We start from the raw sequence: 16,877 nt of genomic DNA on the forward strand, positions 1-16,877 counted from the left end.
AGCACGCTAGGCCGCCGCGGCCGAGAGGTCCAAGACATGGTCCGGCTGATCTCCATAGCCTGTGCCTATCGTGGGGCTATCCTCGGCGGTATGCAGTTCCAGCAGCTCCTGTACTTCGTGGCCGTCGCCGAGACCCGGCACTTCACCCGCGCCGCCGAGCGGGTCCATGTCTCGCAGCCCTCGCTCTCCCAGCAGATCCGGGCGCTGGAGAAGGAACTGGGCGCCGAGCTGCTGAGCCGCGCCCGGGGCAACGTCTCGCTCACCGACGCGGGCGAGGCGCTGCTCCCGCTCGCCCGGCGCATCCTCGCCGACACGGAGACGGCCCGGGTCGAGGTGCAGGAGCTGGTCCAGCTGCGGCGCGGCCGGGTCAGGCTGGGGGCGCCGCCGAGCCTGTGCACCGGGCTGCTGCCCGAGGTGCTGCGGGCCTTCCACGATCTGCACCCGGGCATCGAGCTGCTGATCGAGGAGAGCGGCTCGCACGACCTGGTCAGGGAGCTGGCGCGCGGGGCGCTCGATCTGGCGCTGGTGGTGATGCCGCTGCCCGCCGGCTCCCCCGCGCTGGCCACGGTCGAGCTGCTCCACGAGGATCTGGTCGTGGTCTCCTCGGTCACCGCCCCGGCGCCCCGGCACCCGTTCGCCGTCGCCGATCTGGCGGGCCGGCCGCTGGTGATGTTCCGGCACGGCTACGACCTGCGGGAGCTGACCGTGGCCGCCTGCCGGGCCGAGGGCTTCGAACCGTCCTTCACCGTGGAGGGCGGCGAGATGGACGCCGTCCTCGGCTTCGTACGGGCCGGTCTCGGCCTCGCGGTCGTACCGAGCATGGTCGCGGCGCGCACCCCCGATCTGCGCGTCACCGCGCTGGCCGGCCCGGGACTGAGCCGGACGATCGCCCTCGCCCACCGCAACGACGTCGCCCCACCGCGCGCGGCCCGGGAGCTGCAGAAGGTCCTGCTGTCCACGCAGAACGCCGCCCGGACCGCCGCGACGGCGGTCCGGGCGCCGAAGGGCGGGGCCCCGAAGGGCCGCTGATCAGACCGCGTCCGCCAGCAGCAGGGTGTGCAGCCGCTCGGGCGGGCCCGGCCGGGCGTAGTACCAGCCCTGCGCGGTGTCGCAGCCGAGCCGGCGCAGATGGTCGGCCTGCGCACCGGTCTCCACGCCCTCGACCGTCACGGCCAGCTCAAGGCTGTGCGCGAGCGAGACGATCCCCTCGACGATCTTCAGATCGACCGGATCGGCCGGATGCTGCTGCATGCCCTGCGTGAAGGAACGGTCCAGCTTGAGCACGCTCACCGGCAGCCGACGCAGATTGGCGAGGTTGGAGTAGCCGGTGCCGAAGTCGTCCAGCGCTATGTCCACGCCCATCTCGGCGAGTTGGCGCAGCGGCTTGAGCAGGTCCTCGTCCGCGCCGATCAGCGCCGACTCGGTGACCTCCAGACACAGGCCGCCCGGCGGCAGGCCGATCCGCTCCAGCACCTCGACGGTGTCGGTGACCAGGCCGGGGTGGTGGAGCTGGGCGGGCGACAGGTTCACATTGACGCGCAGCGGCACCCCGAGGGCTCCCTCGGGCAGCTGCTGCTGCCAGAACCGGGCCTGCCGTACGGACTGTTCGAGCACCCAGCGGCCGAGCGGGACGATCAGTCCGGTGTGTTCCGCGAGCGGGATGAACCGGTCGGGGCCGAGGACGCCGTGCTGCGGGTGGGACCAGCGCACCAGCGCCTCGGCGCCGTGCACCGTACCGTCGTCGAGCCGTACCAGCGGCTGGTACTCGATGAAGAACTCGCCGCGCTCCAGGGCCGCCGGGAGCGCCGTGGTCAGTCCGTGCCGGGTGATGGCGCGGGCGTCGGCCTCCGGGTCGGCCAGCTCGAAGCGGTTGCCGCCCGCCGCCTTGGCCCGGTACATGGTGATGTCCGCGCTGCGCAGCACCTCGGCGGGGCTGCGTCCGGCGGCCGGACCCTCCACGATGCCGATGCTGCCCCGGACGGTGAACTCCCGGCCTTCGATGCGGACCGGCGAGGCGAGGACGCCCAGGATCCGGGAGGCCAGCTCGGAGACGCCGCCACAGGTGTCGGGCCCGGTGGTCAGCGCCACGAACTCGTCGCCGCCGATCCTGGCCACCATCTCGCCGGAGGCGGTGGCGCAGCTCTGGAGCCGGTCGGCGACCTCGACCAGCAGCCGGTCTCCCGAGGAGTGGCCGAGGCTGTCGTTGATTGCCTTGAAGCCGTCGAGGTCGAGGTAGCACAGGCCGAAGCGCGCGTCGCCGCCGGCGGCGAGCGTCTTCTCCAGGCGTTCGAAGAACAGCGTCCGGTTCGGCAGCCCGGTCAGGGCGTCGTGGGTGGCCTCGTAGCGCAGCCGCAGATGCAGCAGCCGCCGCTCGGTGGTGTCCTCCATCAGCGCCAGCTGGTACTGCGGAGCGCCCTCGGCGTCCCGCAGGAGCGAGAGCGTGAGGTTGGTCCAGAGCACGGTGCCGTCGTTGCGGTAGAACGCCTTCTCGACCTGGAAGTGCTCGCGCTCGCCGCGTACCAGCTCGCCGTACATGCGCCAGACGTGGGGGGCGTCCTCGGGGTGGACCCACTCGCTCACGTTGCGGCTGCGGACATGGTGTTCGAGTCCGCCGAACATCTGGGTGAGGGTGTCGTTGACCTCCAGCACGTTGCCGTCCAGGTCGGCGATGCCGATGCCGATGGCCGCGCCCTCGAACACCGCGTGGAAGCGGGCCTGGGTGGCGTGCAGGGCGTCCTCGGCGTCGCTGCGCGCGGCGAGCGCGGAGCGGGCGATCGCCTCCTGCTCGGCGAGGGTGCGCTCGCGCAGCGCCTGGGCGTAGCCGGCGGCCAGGGCGTGCTGGAGGCGGGCGCAGCGGGCCCGGTTGTCCTCGGTGGTGAGTTCGTCCGTACCGCAGTACAGGACCAGATACGAGTCGATGACGCCGAGGGTGCGGCCGAGGGCCTCGGGGTCGGTGCAGTGTCCCGCGATCAGGGCGGTGCCCACGCGGGCGGCCGGTGTGGTGTCGAAGGGGTACGCGTGCAGCGCCTCCTGCAACGTCCGTGCCAGCGGCAGGAGCAGTGTTTCGAATTCGGGGCGCGTCAAGGACGTGGCGGTCGCCGGGAAGATCGCCCGGCTCCAGATCGTCGCGAAACGCCTGAGTCTGTCCTCCAGGCCGTCGGGGTCCGCCTCCGGGCCCGTCGCCTCCGGCACCATCACGCCTTGCGTCCCACGCCGGCGAAGCCGGAGAACGCGTACGGGTCCTCCCCCTCGGCGGGGCAGTCGGGGCGCCAGTGCGGCATGGACACCAGGCCGGGCTCGACCGGCTCGAAGCCGTCGAAGAATCGGTTCGTCTGCTCGCGGTTGCGCATCACCAGCGGGTTGCGGATGTCCTTGTAGACGGCGACCGCGCCGCCCGCCTCCTCCTCGGAGACCGGGACGCCGTGGTACGAGGCATGGGTGAGGACGAGCAGGCTGCCGGGGGCGAGCGTGTCCCGCAGCTCGGCCACCGCGCGGTACGGATCGTCCGCGTCCTCCAGGAAGTGCAGGACGAAGACCAGCAGCAGCGCCACGGGCCGGTCCAGGTCGAGCAGGGCCAGCTCGGGGCTCTTGAGGATCGAGGCCGGATCGCGCAGATCGGCGTTGAGCACGGTGGCGTTGGGGTTGTCCGCCAGGACCGCCCGGCTGTGGGCGACGGCGACCGGGTCGTGGTCGACGTACACCACCTTGGCGTCCGGGTTCGCGCGCTGCGCGACTTCGTGGACACTGCCGAAGGTCGGAATGCCGGAACCGATGTCCAGGAACTGGGTAACGCCTTCATCCAGGGCGAATTGCACCGCGCGGCGCATGAACGCGCGGTTCGCCTTCATGATCGTCGGAAGGCCGGGCATGAACCCCATGGCCTTGCGAGCCGCTTCCCTGTCCACTTCGAAATTGTGCGAACCGCCCAGATAGTAGTCATAAATGCGGGAAACGCTCGGCATCGATATGTCGATGCCCTGCGGGGCCCAGGCGGGACGCTCCATCGAGATCTCCAACAAGTCGCCACGGGACACGGCCATGTACATGGCCGGTTGTTCGAGCCGAGGCTACTGATCGACCGCCAAGAGAGCGAGCCCAAACGGAAATTAGCGATCCGTTCTTGGTCACACGCCGGTGAAAGTACAACCGGGCCGCCGGCGCACCCGGAGGTGCGACAGCGGCCCGGCAGGCCGGGGCGGTCGGCGTGGGGACTACTCGGACGCCCCGACCAGCTTGGAATCCGGGGAAACCGCGTACCAGGTGCCTCCTACGCCCTGGCCATTGGTGTCGCCCGGCTTCTTGTCGTCGGCGAAGGTGTAGATCGGCCAGCAGTCGATGGTCTGCTGCTTGATTCCGTCGGGCCGGTCGAAGGTCACGAAGCCCTTCTTGAGAATGGCCGCGTCGGAGTCGTTCTTGTCGACAGGGGCGACAACCGGCCACTTGTCGAGGCACTCGCCGGTGCAGGCCGTCTTCATCGGCCAGGCGGAGTCCTTGGTGAACCGGTAGACCGTCATGCCCTTCGCGTCCACCACGATGTCGCCGAGCTTGGCGTCCTTGCGCACCGACAGACCCTTGAGGTCGGCCGGGGCGGTCCCGCCGCCCGCGGTGTCGCTGCCCGCGGCTCCGCCGCCGGCGGCGGCGGCCTTCTTGCCGTCGGGGGCGGAGGCGAACCAGGTGCCGCCCACGCCCTCGCCGTTGGCGTCACCGGCGGCGGTGTCCTTGGCGTAGCGGTACATCGGCCAGCCGTCGACGGTGAGCTGCTTCGTCCCGTCGGCGCGGGTGACCTCACCGAGCAGCTGGGCGTCCGTACCGGCCGCGGCCTTGGCGTTGTCGGCGGTGACCACCGGCCACGCCTTCTCGCAGTCTCCCTCGCAGTTGGACTTCGGCGGGCTGGCGGTGTCCTTGTCGAAGCGGTAGAGGGTGAATCCCTCGCCGTCGGTGAGAACCTTGCCGAGCTTCGCGTTGGTGGCGACGGTGAGCTGTCCGGCCGGCTTGGCGGCGGCGGTGTTCGCCGTACCCGCGTCCGATCCGTAGTCACTGCCGGAGCCGTATCCGGCATCGGCCGGCTTGGCCGCCCCGACGGACTGCCCGTTGGTGTTGGTGCCCTGGTCCTGACCGCACGCCGTCGTCAGGGCCAGTACGGCCGCCGCGGTCACCGCGAGCGAGGCGTTCCGCCAGGTGTTCATGTCAACTCCTGTTGTCAGTAAGCCAGTTGCTGCGCCGATCTGCGCTGCTTCCTGGCCTTAAGTACGCGGCAGGGGTGGCTCCGCGTTCAACGCGGCCGAAAAAATCTTGCGCGACCTCACGAACCCCTCGCCAAATACCCCCTATTTGGGGGAATCCGAACGACTTCCGGCGTGCCGAGGCCGAAAGAGGAACAAGCTCCCGCCCGTGTACGGATCGCTCGTCGGACGGCTCCTCGCAGTCGCCGCACTCATATCTCTGTCGGCCGCGCCCGCCGCCGCGGACAGCTGCGCCTATGCCTCCGGCGGGGCGGGAGGTTCCGCATGGGCGTCGGCGGGCGGCGGACACTGCTCGCCGGCCCCGACGCCTCCCCCGCCGCCCGAACCGCCGAAACCCCCGCCACCGCCCACACCTCCGCCGCCTCCCCCGACACCACCGCCGCCACCGACACCTCCGCCGCCGAGCCCGCCACCGCGGCCCACGCCGCCCGCGCCACCGCCGCCGGTCGTGGTGCCGAAGCCGCCACCGCCGCCGGCCGCCCGGCCGACGCCCCGGCCGCCGCGCGCGACACCGCCCCCCGCGCCCGTGCCCGTCCAGGCGCCGGCGCCGCCGCCCGCCACGAAGGTCCCGGCGCGGCCCTCGCCGACGCCGTCGCCCACCCCGTCGGCGGCACCCACCCCGTCCTCGGTCGCCGTGCCCGTCTACCGCAAGGCGACGCGTGAACAGCCGCGGAATCACACCTCTCCGGTCCTGATGATGCTCCTGCTCACGGCCCCGGCGGTGCTCGCCGTCGCCGTGCTGCGCCCCCGTTCCCGCTGATCCACGGAGACACCATGTCGGAATGGCTCGTACTGAGCATCGCGATGGCCGCCGCCTGCGCGGTCGTCCTCACCATCGTCGTCTACAGCAGCCGTCATGTCGGCGCCGACGACGACACCAGCGGGACCCCGGACGTCATGGACTACATGACGATGATGATCGGCGTGATCTACGCCATCGTGCTGGGGCTCGCGATCGCCGGGGTCTGGGAGGGCCGCAGCGCGGCCCAGGACTCCGTGCGCCAGGAGGCCCAGGCCCTGCACGAGATCACCCAGCGGGTCCAGGTCTACCCCGCCGAGACCCGGGAGAGGATCCGGGACGACGTGGACGCGTATGTCTCGTACGTCGTCCGCACGGAGTGGCCGCACCTGTCCGAGCACGCGGCGCTGAGCACCCGGGGCACCGAGCTGTTCGACCGGATCCGCACGGACGTCACCCAGTTCGTGCCCCGCACCGACCTCGAAGGACAGGCGTATCAGCCGCTGGTCGACCAGGTGGCCGCCGCCGACGACGCCAGGGGCGCCCGCGGGGCGAACGCGCGGGCCACCATGCCGGGGGTCGTCTGGTTCGGCCTGATCATCGGCGCGGTGGTCACCGTGGGGCTGATCTTCGTGCTCCAGATCCGCCGCACCTTCCGCGAGCTGCTGCTGGCGGGCCTGTTCAGCGTGCTGATCTCCTTCCTGCTCTTCCTCATCTGGGACTTCGACGCGCCCTACGGCCGGGGGATCGGCGCGAGCACGAGGCCCTTCCTCGACCTGTTCCCGCACATCGGCTCCTGAGCGGATGAGCGACGGGGCACGGGGGTCCGCCGACCGGGGGACACCCGTGCCCCATTCGACCGTCAGCGATCGCGGCTGTGATAAGGCGCTCCTAGCGTTTCCGGCATCGAGGCGCATGTACCGGCTTGTGTGGAAAACGGTTCCGCAGCTGCTCCTCGGGGACCCGGAGGATTCACCATGCGCGCGATATGCGCCCCGTCCGCCGCTCTGCTAGCGGTGGCCGCACTCGCTCTGGCCGCGCCCACCGCGACGGCGGCGGTCGACGGAGGCACCGCTCCGTTCGGCTTCACCGTCAGCCCCGCCACGGTCGCGCCCGGGGGCCGGGTGACCCTGGGCGTCACCAACTGCGCCTCGACCGCCACCGCGTCCTCCGGGGTCTTCGACACCGTCAACATCCCGGCCGGCCGCACCGCCCTCGCCACGGTCGACTGGGACGCCAAGCCGGGCGCGGCCTACCAGGTGACCTTCACCTGCAACGGGGTCATGGGCCGGACCGACCTCAAGGTCTCGGGCGCCACCCGGGCCCCGACCGCCACACCGACCCGTACTCCGACCCGTGCGGCGGCCGTCCCCGCCACCCCGACCGCGAGGTCGACCTCCACGGTCGTGCCCAGCGGGGTCAGGGGCGGTCTGGGCGGCAGCGTCGGCGTGAGCACCGGCGAACTCGCCGCGGGGGCGGGGCTGGTCGCGGCAGCCGCCCTCGGCACGGCCCATGTGGTGCGGCGACGGGCGGACGGCCGCGGCCACTGACCGTCACGTACCCCGGCCACCGCACGAAGCGGCACCGCACGCGCACGGACGCCTGTCGCCCCGAGTCCTCCGCCAGGACTCGGGGCGACAGGCGTCCGTGCGCGGGGGACCGGCGAGCCCGGCCCCCGGACGTACGGTCAGACGCCCGCGCCGCTCGCCCGGCGACGGCGCGCGAGGAAGAGCGAACCGCCCACCGCCGACGCGGCGACCAGCCCGCCGCCGACCGCCACCTCCGTGGAACCGGGGCCGACGGAACCGCCGAGACCGCCGAGCGCGCCCCGCCCCTCCAGCACCCGGAACTGGTGCGTGGCGACGCGGTCGTTGTCGCTGCACCGCACGGCCAGGTTGTAGTGGCCCGGGGTGGTGCGGTCGTGGATGCGGACCCTGGCCGAGGAGTGTCCCGACTCGTTGTCCGACAGCTCCGCCCTGGAGAAGGCGTTGGACGTGACGCTGCCCCCGTGGCCGCAGCCCGCGACGCGGATGTGGAGCGTGCCGCCCTGGTGGACCTCGTACGGGTTGACGGTGACGTCTCTCGGACCGTTGGTGGCGGCGGCGAGCGGGGCGGAGAGCGCCACGGCCGCGCAGGCGGCCGCGGTCACCGCGAGAGCGCGTGAAGCACGCATCGTTGAACCTCCAGTGGAAGACGCCCCAAAGCGGTGCTCCGGGAAATTCGACGAGTACGCCTTCCATGACGAACCCTCACCGCGCGACCGGAACGGCGCATTTCGGCACTGGTCCACCCCAGTGAGGCGACACGCCGTCGAACGGCGCCCGTGCCGGACGGAGCCGCAGGTCACAGACCGTCAGAAATATTATGGGCGCGGGCCCCTCCAATGGGTCACCGCGCCCGTCCCCGCCACCCGTTCGCCCGCCAGTGATCGCCGCCCGGGCTCCGCGCCCTTAACGTGCCAGCAGGTGCCACGAAGGGAGAACCATGGGCCAGGACCACCACGTCCCTGAGTCGAGGAAGCGCTCGCCCTGGGGCGTTCTGGCTCTCGTGATGCTCACCGGCATCGCGCTGATGCGCAACGGGATCGACACACCGCTGGGACCGCCGCAGCCCGCCGCCGCGGCGTCGGCCGGGCTGGCCGATCCCGCCGCGCTCGCCACCACCACCGTCCCGGTCGTGAAGCCGCTGCCGTACGCCCCGATGTCACGGGTGCGCATCCCCGACCTGAAGGTCGACACGCCGGTCGTGGACGTGGGGCTCCACCCGGACGGCTGGATCGCCGCCCCGCCCGCGCAGGACCCGAACCTGGCGGGCTGGTACCAGAACGGCGTCGCGCCCGGGCAGCGCGGCACCGCCGTGGTCGTCGGCCATGTGGACAACCACACGGGGCCCGCCGTCTTCTACGGGCTGGGCTCGCTGGAGAAGGGCCGGCACATCGAGGTGGACCGGTACGACGGCCGCACCGCCGAGTTCGAGATCTACGGGGTCGAGGTCTACGCCAAGAACGACTTCCCGGGCTCCCGGGTGTACGGCGACACCGGCCACGCCGAGCTGCGGGTCATCACCTGCGGCGGCGGGTATTCGCGGGCGGGCGGCTACGACGGCAATGTCGTCGTCTTCGCCCGGCTGGTCAGCACCCGCTGACCAGCCGGGCCCGCCGCCACGCGGAGCCCGCCGGGTCAGCGGTGCGGTACGGCGACGCGGTAGCCGGCGTCCAGCAGCCGGGGCAGATAGCGGCGCAGCGCCACCACGCTCTGGGTGCGGTCGCCGCCCGCGTCGTGCGACAGGATGACGACGCCGGGACCGGCGCCGTCCACCACACGGCGGACGATGGTGCCGGTCCCCGGGGTCGTCCAGTCCAGCGAGTCGACGGTCCAGGCGAGGGGTTCCATGCCCAGCTCGGCGCCGACCTCGAAGGAGTGCCGGTTCCAGGCGCCGTAGGGCGCCCGGTACCAGAGCGGCGGCTCGCCGACGGTCTGTGCCACCACCTCGCTGGTGCGCTCCATCTCGCCGCGGATCCCGGAGCGGGTGAGCCTGGTCATCAGCGGGTGCGACCAGGTGTGGTTGCCGATGACATGGCCCTCGTCGGAGATCCGGCGCAGCAGGTCGCGGTTGTCGTGCGCCATCTCGCCGCAGACCATGAACATCGCGCGTACGTCGTACCGGCGCAGCGTGCTCAGGATGGCGGGGGTGTAGGAGGGGTCGGGGCCGTCGTCGAAGGTGAGCACCATCGTGTCGCCCAGCTCCGGCAGTTCGAGGATGGGTTTCACCCGCACGGGCGGCGCCGCCCTGCCCGATCCGGGCAGGGCCCCCTCGGTCATGGGCTGGAGCCGGTACGCGGAGGGCCGCTGGGGGGCGCCGGCGGGGGCTCCCGCCGCCGGTGGTCCGGCGGCCGGGGACGGGGGCGCGGCGCGGTCGGGGGTCTGGGCCTGTCCGGCGGTCAGCAGCCGGGTGGCGAGGGCCACTCCGGCACAGGCGCCGATTCGCAGGACGGTACGCCGCCCCGGAAGCATCTGGTCCTTTTTCATGACCAATGGCTCGCACGGCGGCCGCTCCGTACCGCTCCCCCACACCGGTCGTCCGGGGGAAAGCACCCGATGGGGCGAGTTGCGGGGTACGGGTCTCAGCCACGGCGCACCAGCGGGAAGGGAAGTGTCTCACGGATGGTCAGCCCGGTGAGGAACATGACGAGCCGGTCGACCCCGAGTCCCAGACCGCCGGTCGGCGGCATGGCGCACTCCAGCGCGTCGAGGAACCCCTCGTCCAGCTCCATCGCCTCCGGGTCGCCGCCCGCCGCCAGCAGGGACTGCTCGGTGAGCCGGCGGCGCTGCTCCACCGGGTCGGTCAACTCCGAGTAGGCGGTGCCGAGTTCGACGCCGTACGCGACGAGGTCCCAGCGCTCGGCCAGGCGCGGGTCGTGGCGGTGCGGGCGGGTGAGCGGGGAGACGTCGGCCGGGAAGTCCTTGTAGAAGACGGGCGGCCCGGTCCGCGCCTCGACCAGCCGCTCGTACATCTCCAGGACCACCGCTCCCCGGCCGCCGCAGTGGGTGTGCGGCACCCGGGCCCGGTCGCAGAGGCGGCGCAGCTCCCGCTCGCCGCTGTCGGCGCCGACCTCCTCGCCGAGCGCCTCGGAGAGGGCGCCGTACACCGTCCTGACCGGCCACGGTCCGGAGATGTCGAGGACGAAGGGCTTGCCGTCGGGGCCGGTTCTGCGGGCGATCTGCGCGCCGAGGGCGGCGGTGGCCGCGCCCTGGATCAGTTCGCGGGCCAGATCGAGCATCACGTCGTAGTCGGCGAACGCCTGGTACGCCTCCACCATGGTGAACTCGGGGTTGTGCTTGGCGGAGACGCCCTCGTTGCGGAAGGTGCGGCCCAGTTCGAAGACCTTCTCCATGCCTCCCACGCACAGCCGCTTCAGATACAGCTCGGGCGCGATCCGCAGGTAGAGGTCGAGGTCGTAGGCGTTGATGTGGGTGGTGAACGGGCGGGCGTTGGCGCCGCCGTGGATCTGCTGGAGCATCGGTGTCTCGACCTCCAGGTACCCCCGGTCCAGCAGGCCCTGGCGCAGCCCCTGGACGGCGGCGGAGCGCACCCGTACGGCCGTGCGGGCGCCGGGCCTGGTCACCAGGTCGAGATGGCGCGCTCTGACCCGGGCCTCGGGGTCGGCGAGTCCGCGCCGTTTGTCGGGCAGCGGGCGCAGGCACTTGGCGGTGAGCTGCCAGTCGGTGGCGAAGAGGGTCGGCTCGCCGCGGTCGCTGGCGCCGATCCGGCCGGTGGCGGTGATGTGGTCACCGAGGTCGATGTCGCGGGTGAAGCGCTCCAGCGGGCCGCCGGCGCCGTCGCCCTCGCGGGTGAGGGCGATCTGGAGGTCGCCGGACCAGTCGCGCAGGACGGCGAAGACGATGCCGCCGAGGTCCCGTACCGCCATCACCCGTCCGGCGGCGGTGACCGGCGCGCCCCCGCCGGTGCGGGAGCCGGCCGGCGGTGCGGGGCGGGCGCGGATCTCGGCCAGGGTGCCGGTGCGCGCGGCGGCCGTGACGGGGTAGGGGTCGGTGCCCTCGGCGCGCAGCCGTTCGAGCTTGCGGTGGCGGATCCGCGTCTGCTCGGGCAGGTGCCGCTCCCCCGGCCCGCCGACCGGTGCGAGCCCCGGGGCGGCGCCGGGGACCGCGGGCGGGAGCGGGACGGGAGCGGCGCCGCCCAGCACGCCCAGCACGCCCGGCCCGCGGCGGCGCCGTCGTCGCGCGAACGGCCGCGGTACGGGCACGAACCCCTCGACGATCCCGGAGGCGAGCGCGACCCGGGCGAGCGAGCCGGCGTCCGCGTAGCACAGGAAGCGCGGGAACCACTGCGGCCGGTACTTCACGTTGGAGCGGTACATCGCCTCCAGCTGCCACCAGCGGGAGAAGAACAGCAGCAGGCCGCGCCACAGCCGCAGCACCGGTCCCGCGCCGATCCTGGCGCCCTCCTCGAAGGCCGAGCGGAAGACGGCGAAGTTCAGCGAGATCCGGCGGACGCCGAGCCGGGGCGCCCGGTCGCACAGCTCGGCGACCATGAACTCCATGACCCCGTTGGGCGCGCCCCGGTCGCGGCGCATCAGGTCCAGCGAGATGCCGTCGGCGCCCCAGGGGACGAAGGAGAGCAGCGCGATCACCCGGCCCTCCGCGTCGATCGCCTCGACCAGCAGGCAGTCGCCGTCGGCCGGGTCGCCGAGCCGGTCGAGCGCCATGGAGAAGCCCCGCTCCGCCTCGGTGTCCCGCCAGGCGTCGGCCCGGTCGGTGACCTCGGCCATCTCCTCTCCGGTGAGGGACGAGTGACGGCGGATACGGGTGGTGGCGCCCGCTCTGCGGACCCGGTTGACGGCCTGCCGGATGACCCGCATCTCGCGGCCCGCCAGGTCGAACCGGTCGGTGCGCAGGATCGCCTCGTCACCGAGCTGGATGGCGCCGAGCCCGGCGCGCGCGTAGGCGGTGGCGCCCGTCTCCGAGGCGCCCATCACGGCCGGGGCCCAGGCGTAGCGGCGGGCGAGGTCGAGCCATGCCGCGATGGCGGGCGCCCACGCCTCCCGGTCGCCGACCGGGTCGCCGCTGGCGAGACAGACACCGGTCTGGACGCGGTAGGTGACGGCGGCCTTGCCGCTGGGCGAGAAGACGACGGCCTTGTCCCGGCGGGTGGCGAAGTAGCCGAGGGAGTCCTGTGCTCCGTACGCGCCCAGCAGGGCGCGGATCCGGGGCTCCTCGTCGCCGTGCAGGGCCGACTCCATGCGCTGGGAGCGGAAGAGGGATCCGGCGGCGGCGAGCAGCGCCAGCGCGCCGAACAGCCCGAGGAAGAAGAACAGCGCCCGGGGCGGGGTTCCGTCGAAGCTGCCGCCGGAGGCGAGCCCGCCCAGCACCCGGTTGGCGGCCCACAGCGGCCGCTGGCCGGGGACGAGCGTGCCGGGGAAGAGCTCGACCAGGCCCCAGCCGAGCAGGGTCCCGGCGGCCAGTGAGAGGACCAGCACCAGCAGGGCCCGCCGGAAGGCGCCGTGGCGGGTCTCGGCGTAGAAGCGGCCGCGCGCGAGGACCAGCACGGCGAGCGCCGCGCAGCACAGCACGAGGTTGGGGAGCCACTCCCACTCCTCCAGTGTCACCAGCGGTACGTCGACCAGGACCAGCAGCCCCAGGTAGACGACGACCAGCCACCAGGCGACGCGCTTCCTGGCGCCGATGGCCGCGGCGAGGAACAGCAGGAAGACGGCGTACGCGAGGTTGGCGCTGACCGGGACGAACACGGTGTCGAGGAAGAGGGTGACCGGCCCGGCCGCGCGGCGCAGCGGGGCGATGAGCGCGATGACCGCGCAGTACAGGCCGAGAGCCACGAAGAACATCGCGAACGCGCCCGGCACCCGGCTCAGAAAGCGGTCGCGGGCGGACGGGGACTCCTGCGCGCGGACACTCATGATCCGACTCTAGGGAGACCGCCGCCGGGTCGCCCGTCGGGAGCCGGTAGCCTGCCTGCCGTGACCGACCAGCAGCACACTCGATTCGAACGCGGGACCGACGGCCCGAAGGTGATCGTCGTCGGCGTGGACGGATCGCAGTCCTCGTTCCGCGCCGCCGCCTACGCGGGCGGTCTCGCGCGGCGGCAGAAGGCGCTGCTCGCCATCGTCTACGTACAGCCCGTGATGGCGGCCGGTGCCTCGCTCGGCATTCCGACCGTGGCGACCACCGGCGAGGTGGCCGAGGAGCTGGTGCGGGAGATCCGTACGGCCATAGAGCGCGTCAAGGATGTCTGGGACGTGCGCTGGGAGTTCCACACCTTCCACGGCGACCCGTACAACGGGCTGGTCACCGCGGCCGAGGAGCTGACGGCGGACGCGGTGGTGGTGGGCGCCTCGGAGTCGGCGGGGCACCGGATCGTCGGTTCGGTGGCGGTACGGCTGGTGAAGGCCGGGCGCTGGCCGGTGACGGTCGTCCCGTAGGCCGGGAGCGGGGCCCGCGCCCGGCGGGAGCGGCTACCCGGGGGTCAGTCCGTCGGCCGCGGCGCCGCGGCTCAGGACGGTGGCGCTGATGTCGGAGAGGACCTCGCGGTAGTCGTCGCGCTCCGGGTCCTGGCGGACGGCCTCGCGCAGGTTCACCACGCGGCCGGTGTCCGTGTCCATCAGCTGCGGGATGAACTCGGCCTTGCGGACGGGCCAGCGCTGCCCCTTCGCGGCGGGCGGCCCGAAGGTGAAGCGGCCGATGGAGCCCTGGTTGCCGCGCCCGTCCAGCTCGCCGTCGTCGTTGGTCATCACACCGGCGATCTGGTCGCCCATGCCGTAGATGATCCAGGTGCCGTTGACCTTCTCGTACGCCTGCGGGACATGTGCGTGGGTGCCGAGGATCAGATCGATGTCGGGCCGGGCGCCGGTGCGGGACGCGGTGAGCCCGCGGCCCAGGTCCAGCTGGATCTCGTCGGGGTCGGTCTGCCACTCGGTGCCCCAGTGAAGGCTGACCACGACGACGTCGGCGCCGGCCTTTCTGGCGGCGCGTGCGTCGGCGACGATCTTCTTCTCGTCGATCAGGGCGACGGCCCAGGGCTGTCCGTCGGGGAACGGATGGTCGTTGACGCCGTAGGTGTAGGACAGTTGGGCGATCCGGGCGCCGCCCGCCGTCAGCAGGGCGGGACGCGTCGCCTCGGCGGCCGAGCGGGCCGTGCCGGTGTGCCGGACGCCCGCCTTGTCGAGGGCGTCGAGGGTGCGCCGTACCCCGGCGGAGCCGTCGTCGAGGGCGTGGTTCGAGGCGGTGGAGCAGGAGTCGTAGCCGGTGTCCTTGAGCCCCTGGGCCACCTCGGGCGGGGAGACGAAGTCCGGGTAGCCGGTGAAGGGGCCGTCGTCCTCGCCGTAGACGGTCTCCATGTGGCAGATCGCCGCGTCCGCCCCGGAGATGACGGGCTTGACCGCGGCGAGCATCGGCGCGAAGTCGTGGCCGGAGCCGTCCGCGTCGGCGTGGGCCCGGCTGATCACCGACTCGTGCGGCAGGACGTCGCCGGAGGCGGCCAGGGTGAAGCCCCGGGCCGGCGCGGTGGCCGGGGCGGAGCCCCCGCGCGGGGGGCCGTGCGGTCCGGGTGGTCCCGGGGGGCCGGCGCAGGCCGCCGCGGCCGTGCCGAGCAGGGCCGCGGCGGCCACCGCTCCGTATCGCATGCGCTGAGTCATCGGGGGCGCTCCATGGTCCGGGAATACCGTCCCCATGAATCCATATAGTCATATAAACGGATGTCAAGGAGCCAAGCCGACACCACGCCCCAATAGGACCGAACGCCCCCTGACGACCGTTCACCGCACCACTCGTCGCAGTGAGCGACCGCTCGTCGCAGATCTCTGCGCGCTGTCTGTCCCCCGGCGCCGCCATGCGTTCGGATACGCCACACGGCAGCGCGCCGCGCGGGACAGCCGCACCGGCGGGAAAGGGCGTTCACGATGACCACGGCCACGGAGACGACCGACGAGCGAGCGCTGAGCGACCTTCAGCGCCGGCACGGGCCCGCCCTGCTGAACTTCCTGCTCGGCCTGACCTACGGCGACCGGCAGCGGGCCGAGGACCTGGTCCAGGAGACCCTGGTGCGGGCCTGGCTCCACCCCGAGGCGTTCGACGGGCCGTTCGAGTCGATGCGGCCCTGGCTGTTCACCGTCGCCCGCCGGCTCGCGATCGACGCCCGCAGATCGCGGCTGGCCCGCCCGCCGGAGGTCGGTGACGCGGGCCTCGCCGCCACGCCCGACCCCGAGGACCGTACGGAGAGCGCCGTCGCGGCGCTGGACGTGCGGCGGGCGGTGCGCACCCTGAGCGCCGAGCACCGCGCGGTGCTCGTCCAGCTCTACTTCCGGGGGCTGAGCGTGAACGAGGCGGCGGCGGTGCTGGGCATTCCGCCGGGCACGGTCAAGTCCCGTTCCTACTACGCCCTGCGGGCACTGGGCCGCGCGCTGCCCGGCTACCGGAGGTCGTCCTCGTCCAGGAACGCGAGCAGTGACGGCGTGTCGGCCACCTCCAGATAGGCCGCGCCGCACGGGTCGCACCCCGCCAGATGGTCCGCGACCCGCCGGTCCTCCTCGGGGCCGAGCGCTTCGAGCACATAGGCGCCGAGCAGCGACCGCACATGTGGGCCGGATTCGTCCGCTCCATCGGCGGACCCGTCACCGTCGGCCACACCCGTCACAATCCGCTCCCGTCAGCCGCCCGATCCTGCCCTTCTGGCCACGCGGAGGGGCTGCCGCCGGTTCAATGCTCCCTTAAGCAGGCTTCGGGGGAAGGAAGGAAGGCGGAAAATCGATGCGTCCGGAATGTACTGAAGGGGAAGGGGCGGGCGGTGGCGGGCTGCTGGTGCCCATGGCGTGGATGTACGCGGAGTACATCGCCGACGAGCTGCTGCGCACCGGCGATCTGATGCCACCGACGACCCTGGAGTACCGGGCCGGCCGGGACGCGCTGGCCCTGACCATCTTCCTCTCCGACGGCTCGGTGGGCGGCCCGCGCGTCGTGGCCAGGATGGAGGAGTGGCGCTCGCTCACGGCGTACGGGACGTGCTGGCGGGAGTGGGTCTGCGCGCGGCTCGACCGGCTGGAGGCGGTCGACTTCGAGTCGGGCTCGCAGAAGCGCGATCCCGATCTGGCGCTGGCGGGCACCGCCTGGCGGTGGCTGGAGGAGACGGAGCTGCTCGCGCCGGACCTCGACGCCATGGCGCCCTACGGCGCCGATCCGTTCACCGCTGGCGAGGAGGAGGGGCCGCAGGTGTGGACGCCGGCGTGGCAGCTCGGGCTGCCGCTGGGGCATCTGGCGATTCATCTGTTCTGAACCGGCGCGCGGCGTACGGCCGGTCCACGTGCTCGCGCGCGTGCCGGCGGGTGCGGGGTACGGGCCGCCCGGTGCGGGCCGGCCGCCGCGCGG

General features: G+C 72.8%; 16 protein-coding genes. 8 read left to right on the plus strand and 8 right to left on the minus strand.

The window, feature by feature from the left end:
- Positions 1 to 90 precede the first annotated feature (90 nt).
- The gene (locus OG627_RS03330; RefSeq protein WP_329061229.1) at positions 91 to 1,029 is read left to right on the plus strand and encodes a LysR family transcriptional regulator; all 939 of its coding nucleotides are present in this window, start codon (positions 91 to 93) and stop codon (positions 1,027 to 1,029) included.
- Here the strand turns inward: OG627_RS03330 and OG627_RS03335 are convergent, their stop codons facing one another.
- From OG627_RS03335 to OG627_RS03345, 3 genes are all read right to left on the minus strand, one after another.
- Positions 1,030 to 3,195: a putative bifunctional diguanylate cyclase/phosphodiesterase gene (locus OG627_RS03335; RefSeq protein WP_329072316.1), complete on the minus strand. Its 2,166-nt coding sequence runs from the start codon at positions 3,193 to 3,195 to the stop codon at positions 1,030 to 1,032. It lies immediately after the preceding gene.
- Positions 3,195 to 4,004: an SAM-dependent methyltransferase gene (locus tag OG627_RS03340; protein ID WP_329072318.1), complete on the minus strand. Its 810-nt coding sequence runs from the start codon at positions 4,002 to 4,004 to the stop codon at positions 3,195 to 3,197. The genes OG627_RS03335 and OG627_RS03340 overlap by 1 nt, the downstream gene beginning before the upstream one ends.
- Positions 4,005 to 4,211: 207 nt before the next feature.
- Positions 4,212 to 5,186, minus strand: a complete 975-nt coding sequence (locus OG627_RS03345; RefSeq protein ID WP_329061231.1) for an SCO0930 family lipoprotein — start codon at positions 5,184 to 5,186, stop codon at positions 4,212 to 4,214.
- Between the two features lie 321 nt (positions 5,187 to 5,507).
- Here OG627_RS03345 and OG627_RS03350 point away from each other — a divergent pair, with 321 nt between their 5' ends.
- From OG627_RS03350 to OG627_RS03360, 3 genes are all read left to right on the plus strand, one after another.
- Positions 5,508 to 5,906 (plus strand): hypothetical protein, encoded by a 399-nt coding sequence (locus OG627_RS03350; protein WP_329061233.1) that lies wholly within the window; start codon positions 5,508 to 5,510, stop codon positions 5,904 to 5,906.
- Positions 5,907 to 6,017: 111 nt separating this feature from the next.
- Positions 6,018 to 6,782, plus strand: coding sequence for a bestrophin-like domain (locus OG627_RS03355; RefSeq protein WP_329061235.1), 765 nt, complete (start codon positions 6,018 to 6,020; stop codon positions 6,780 to 6,782).
- 177 nt (positions 6,783 to 6,959) lie between these two features.
- Positions 6,960 to 7,532, plus strand: a complete 573-nt coding sequence (locus OG627_RS03360) for a hypothetical protein (RefSeq protein WP_329061237.1) — start codon at positions 6,960 to 6,962, stop codon at positions 7,530 to 7,532.
- A 137-nt stretch (positions 7,533 to 7,669) separates the two neighbouring features.
- Here OG627_RS03360 and OG627_RS03365 read toward each other — a convergent pair whose 3' ends face one another.
- Complete coding sequence (locus OG627_RS03365) at positions 7,670 to 8,155, minus strand: hypothetical protein (RefSeq protein WP_329061239.1); 486 nt, start codon at positions 8,153 to 8,155, stop codon at positions 7,670 to 7,672.
- 311 nt (positions 8,156 to 8,466) lie between these two features.
- On the opposite strand from OG627_RS03365, the gene OG627_RS03370 reads away from it, so the two are divergent.
- Positions 8,467 to 9,126, plus strand: coding sequence for a class F sortase (locus tag OG627_RS03370; RefSeq protein WP_329061241.1), 660 nt, complete (start codon positions 8,467 to 8,469; stop codon positions 9,124 to 9,126).
- A 35-nt stretch (positions 9,127 to 9,161) separates the two neighbouring features.
- On the opposite strand, the gene OG627_RS03375 is transcribed toward OG627_RS03370, so the two are convergent.
- Positions 9,162 to 10,010, minus strand: a complete 849-nt coding sequence (locus OG627_RS03375) for a polysaccharide deacetylase family protein (RefSeq protein WP_329061243.1) — start codon at positions 10,008 to 10,010, stop codon at positions 9,162 to 9,164.
- Between the two features lie 95 nt (positions 10,011 to 10,105).
- The gene (gene lysX / locus OG627_RS03380) at positions 10,106 to 13,417 is read right to left on the minus strand and encodes a bifunctional lysylphosphatidylglycerol synthetase/lysine--tRNA ligase LysX (protein ID WP_329061245.1); all 3,312 of its coding nucleotides are present in this window, start codon (positions 13,415 to 13,417) and stop codon (positions 10,106 to 10,108) included.
- 60 nt (positions 13,418 to 13,477) lie between these two features.
- On the opposite strand from lysX, the gene OG627_RS03385 reads away from it, so the two are divergent.
- Positions 13,478 to 13,939, plus strand: a complete 462-nt coding sequence (locus OG627_RS03385; RefSeq protein ID WP_329061247.1) for a universal stress protein — start codon at positions 13,478 to 13,480, stop codon at positions 13,937 to 13,939.
- A gap of 33 nt (positions 13,940 to 13,972) precedes the next feature.
- On the opposite strand, the gene OG627_RS03390 is transcribed toward OG627_RS03385, so the two are convergent.
- Complete coding sequence (locus OG627_RS03390) at positions 13,973 to 15,151, minus strand: CapA family protein (protein ID WP_329061249.1); 1,179 nt, start codon at positions 15,149 to 15,151, stop codon at positions 13,973 to 13,975.
- A gap of 264 nt (positions 15,152 to 15,415) precedes the next feature.
- On the opposite strand from OG627_RS03390, the gene OG627_RS03395 reads away from it, so the two are divergent.
- The gene (locus OG627_RS03395; protein WP_329061252.1) at positions 15,416 to 15,988 is read left to right on the plus strand and encodes a sigma-70 family RNA polymerase sigma factor; all 573 of its coding nucleotides are present in this window, start codon (positions 15,416 to 15,418) and stop codon (positions 15,986 to 15,988) included.
- On the opposite strand, the gene OG627_RS03400 is transcribed toward OG627_RS03395, so the two are convergent.
- The gene (locus OG627_RS03400) at positions 15,925 to 16,140 is read right to left on the minus strand and encodes a zf-HC2 domain-containing protein (protein ID WP_329061254.1); all 216 of its coding nucleotides are present in this window, start codon (positions 16,138 to 16,140) and stop codon (positions 15,925 to 15,927) included. The genes OG627_RS03395 and OG627_RS03400 overlap by 64 nt on opposite strands.
- A 122-nt stretch (positions 16,141 to 16,262) precedes the next feature.
- On the opposite strand from OG627_RS03400, the gene OG627_RS03405 reads away from it, so the two are divergent.
- The gene (locus tag OG627_RS03405; protein WP_329061256.1) at positions 16,263 to 16,784 is read left to right on the plus strand and encodes a hypothetical protein; all 522 of its coding nucleotides are present in this window, start codon (positions 16,263 to 16,265) and stop codon (positions 16,782 to 16,784) included.
- Positions 16,785 to 16,877: the final 93 nt, after the last annotated feature.

Origin of the sequence: Streptomyces sp. NBC_01429 (assembly GCF_036231945.1) — a bacterium.
Lineage (GTDB): Bacteria > Actinomycetota > Actinomycetes > Streptomycetales > Streptomycetaceae > Streptomyces.

Coding starts and splice junctions, on each gene's coding strand:
- OG627_RS03330 (WP_329061229.1), top strand. CDS start 91: ATGCAGTTCCAGCAGCTCCTGTACTTCGTGGCCGTCGCCGAGACCCGG.
- OG627_RS03335 (WP_329072316.1), bottom strand. CDS start 3,195: ATGGTGCCGGAGGCGACGGGCCCGGAGGCGGACCCCGACGGCCTGGAG.
- OG627_RS03340 (WP_329072318.1), bottom strand. CDS start 4,004: ATGGAGCGTCCCGCCTGGGCCCCGCAGGGCATCGACATATCGATGCCG.
- OG627_RS03345 (WP_329061231.1), bottom strand. CDS start 5,186: ATGAACACCTGGCGGAACGCCTCGCTCGCGGTGACCGCGGCGGCCGTA.
- OG627_RS03350 (WP_329061233.1), top strand. CDS start 5,508: ATGGGCGTCGGCGGGCGGCGGACACTGCTCGCCGGCCCCGACGCCTCC.
- OG627_RS03355 (WP_329061235.1), top strand. CDS start 6,018: ATGTCGGAATGGCTCGTACTGAGCATCGCGATGGCCGCCGCCTGCGCG.
- OG627_RS03360 (WP_329061237.1), top strand. CDS start 6,960: ATGCGCGCGATATGCGCCCCGTCCGCCGCTCTGCTAGCGGTGGCCGCA.
- OG627_RS03365 (WP_329061239.1), bottom strand. CDS start 8,155: ATGCGTGCTTCACGCGCTCTCGCGGTGACCGCGGCCGCCTGCGCGGCC.
- OG627_RS03370 (WP_329061241.1), top strand. CDS start 8,467: ATGGGCCAGGACCACCACGTCCCTGAGTCGAGGAAGCGCTCGCCCTGG.
- OG627_RS03375 (WP_329061243.1), bottom strand. CDS start 10,010: ATGAAAAAGGACCAGATGCTTCCGGGGCGGCGTACCGTCCTGCGAATC.
- lysX (WP_329061245.1), bottom strand. CDS start 13,417: ATGAGTGTCCGCGCGCAGGAGTCCCCGTCCGCCCGCGACCGCTTTCTG.
- OG627_RS03390 (WP_329061249.1), bottom strand. CDS start 15,151: ATGACTCAGCGCATGCGATACGGAGCGGTGGCCGCCGCGGCCCTGCTC.
- OG627_RS03395 (WP_329061252.1), top strand. CDS start 15,416: ATGACCACGGCCACGGAGACGACCGACGAGCGAGCGCTGAGCGACCTT.
- OG627_RS03405 (WP_329061256.1), top strand. CDS start 16,263: ATGCGTCCGGAATGTACTGAAGGGGAAGGGGCGGGCGGTGGCGGGCTG.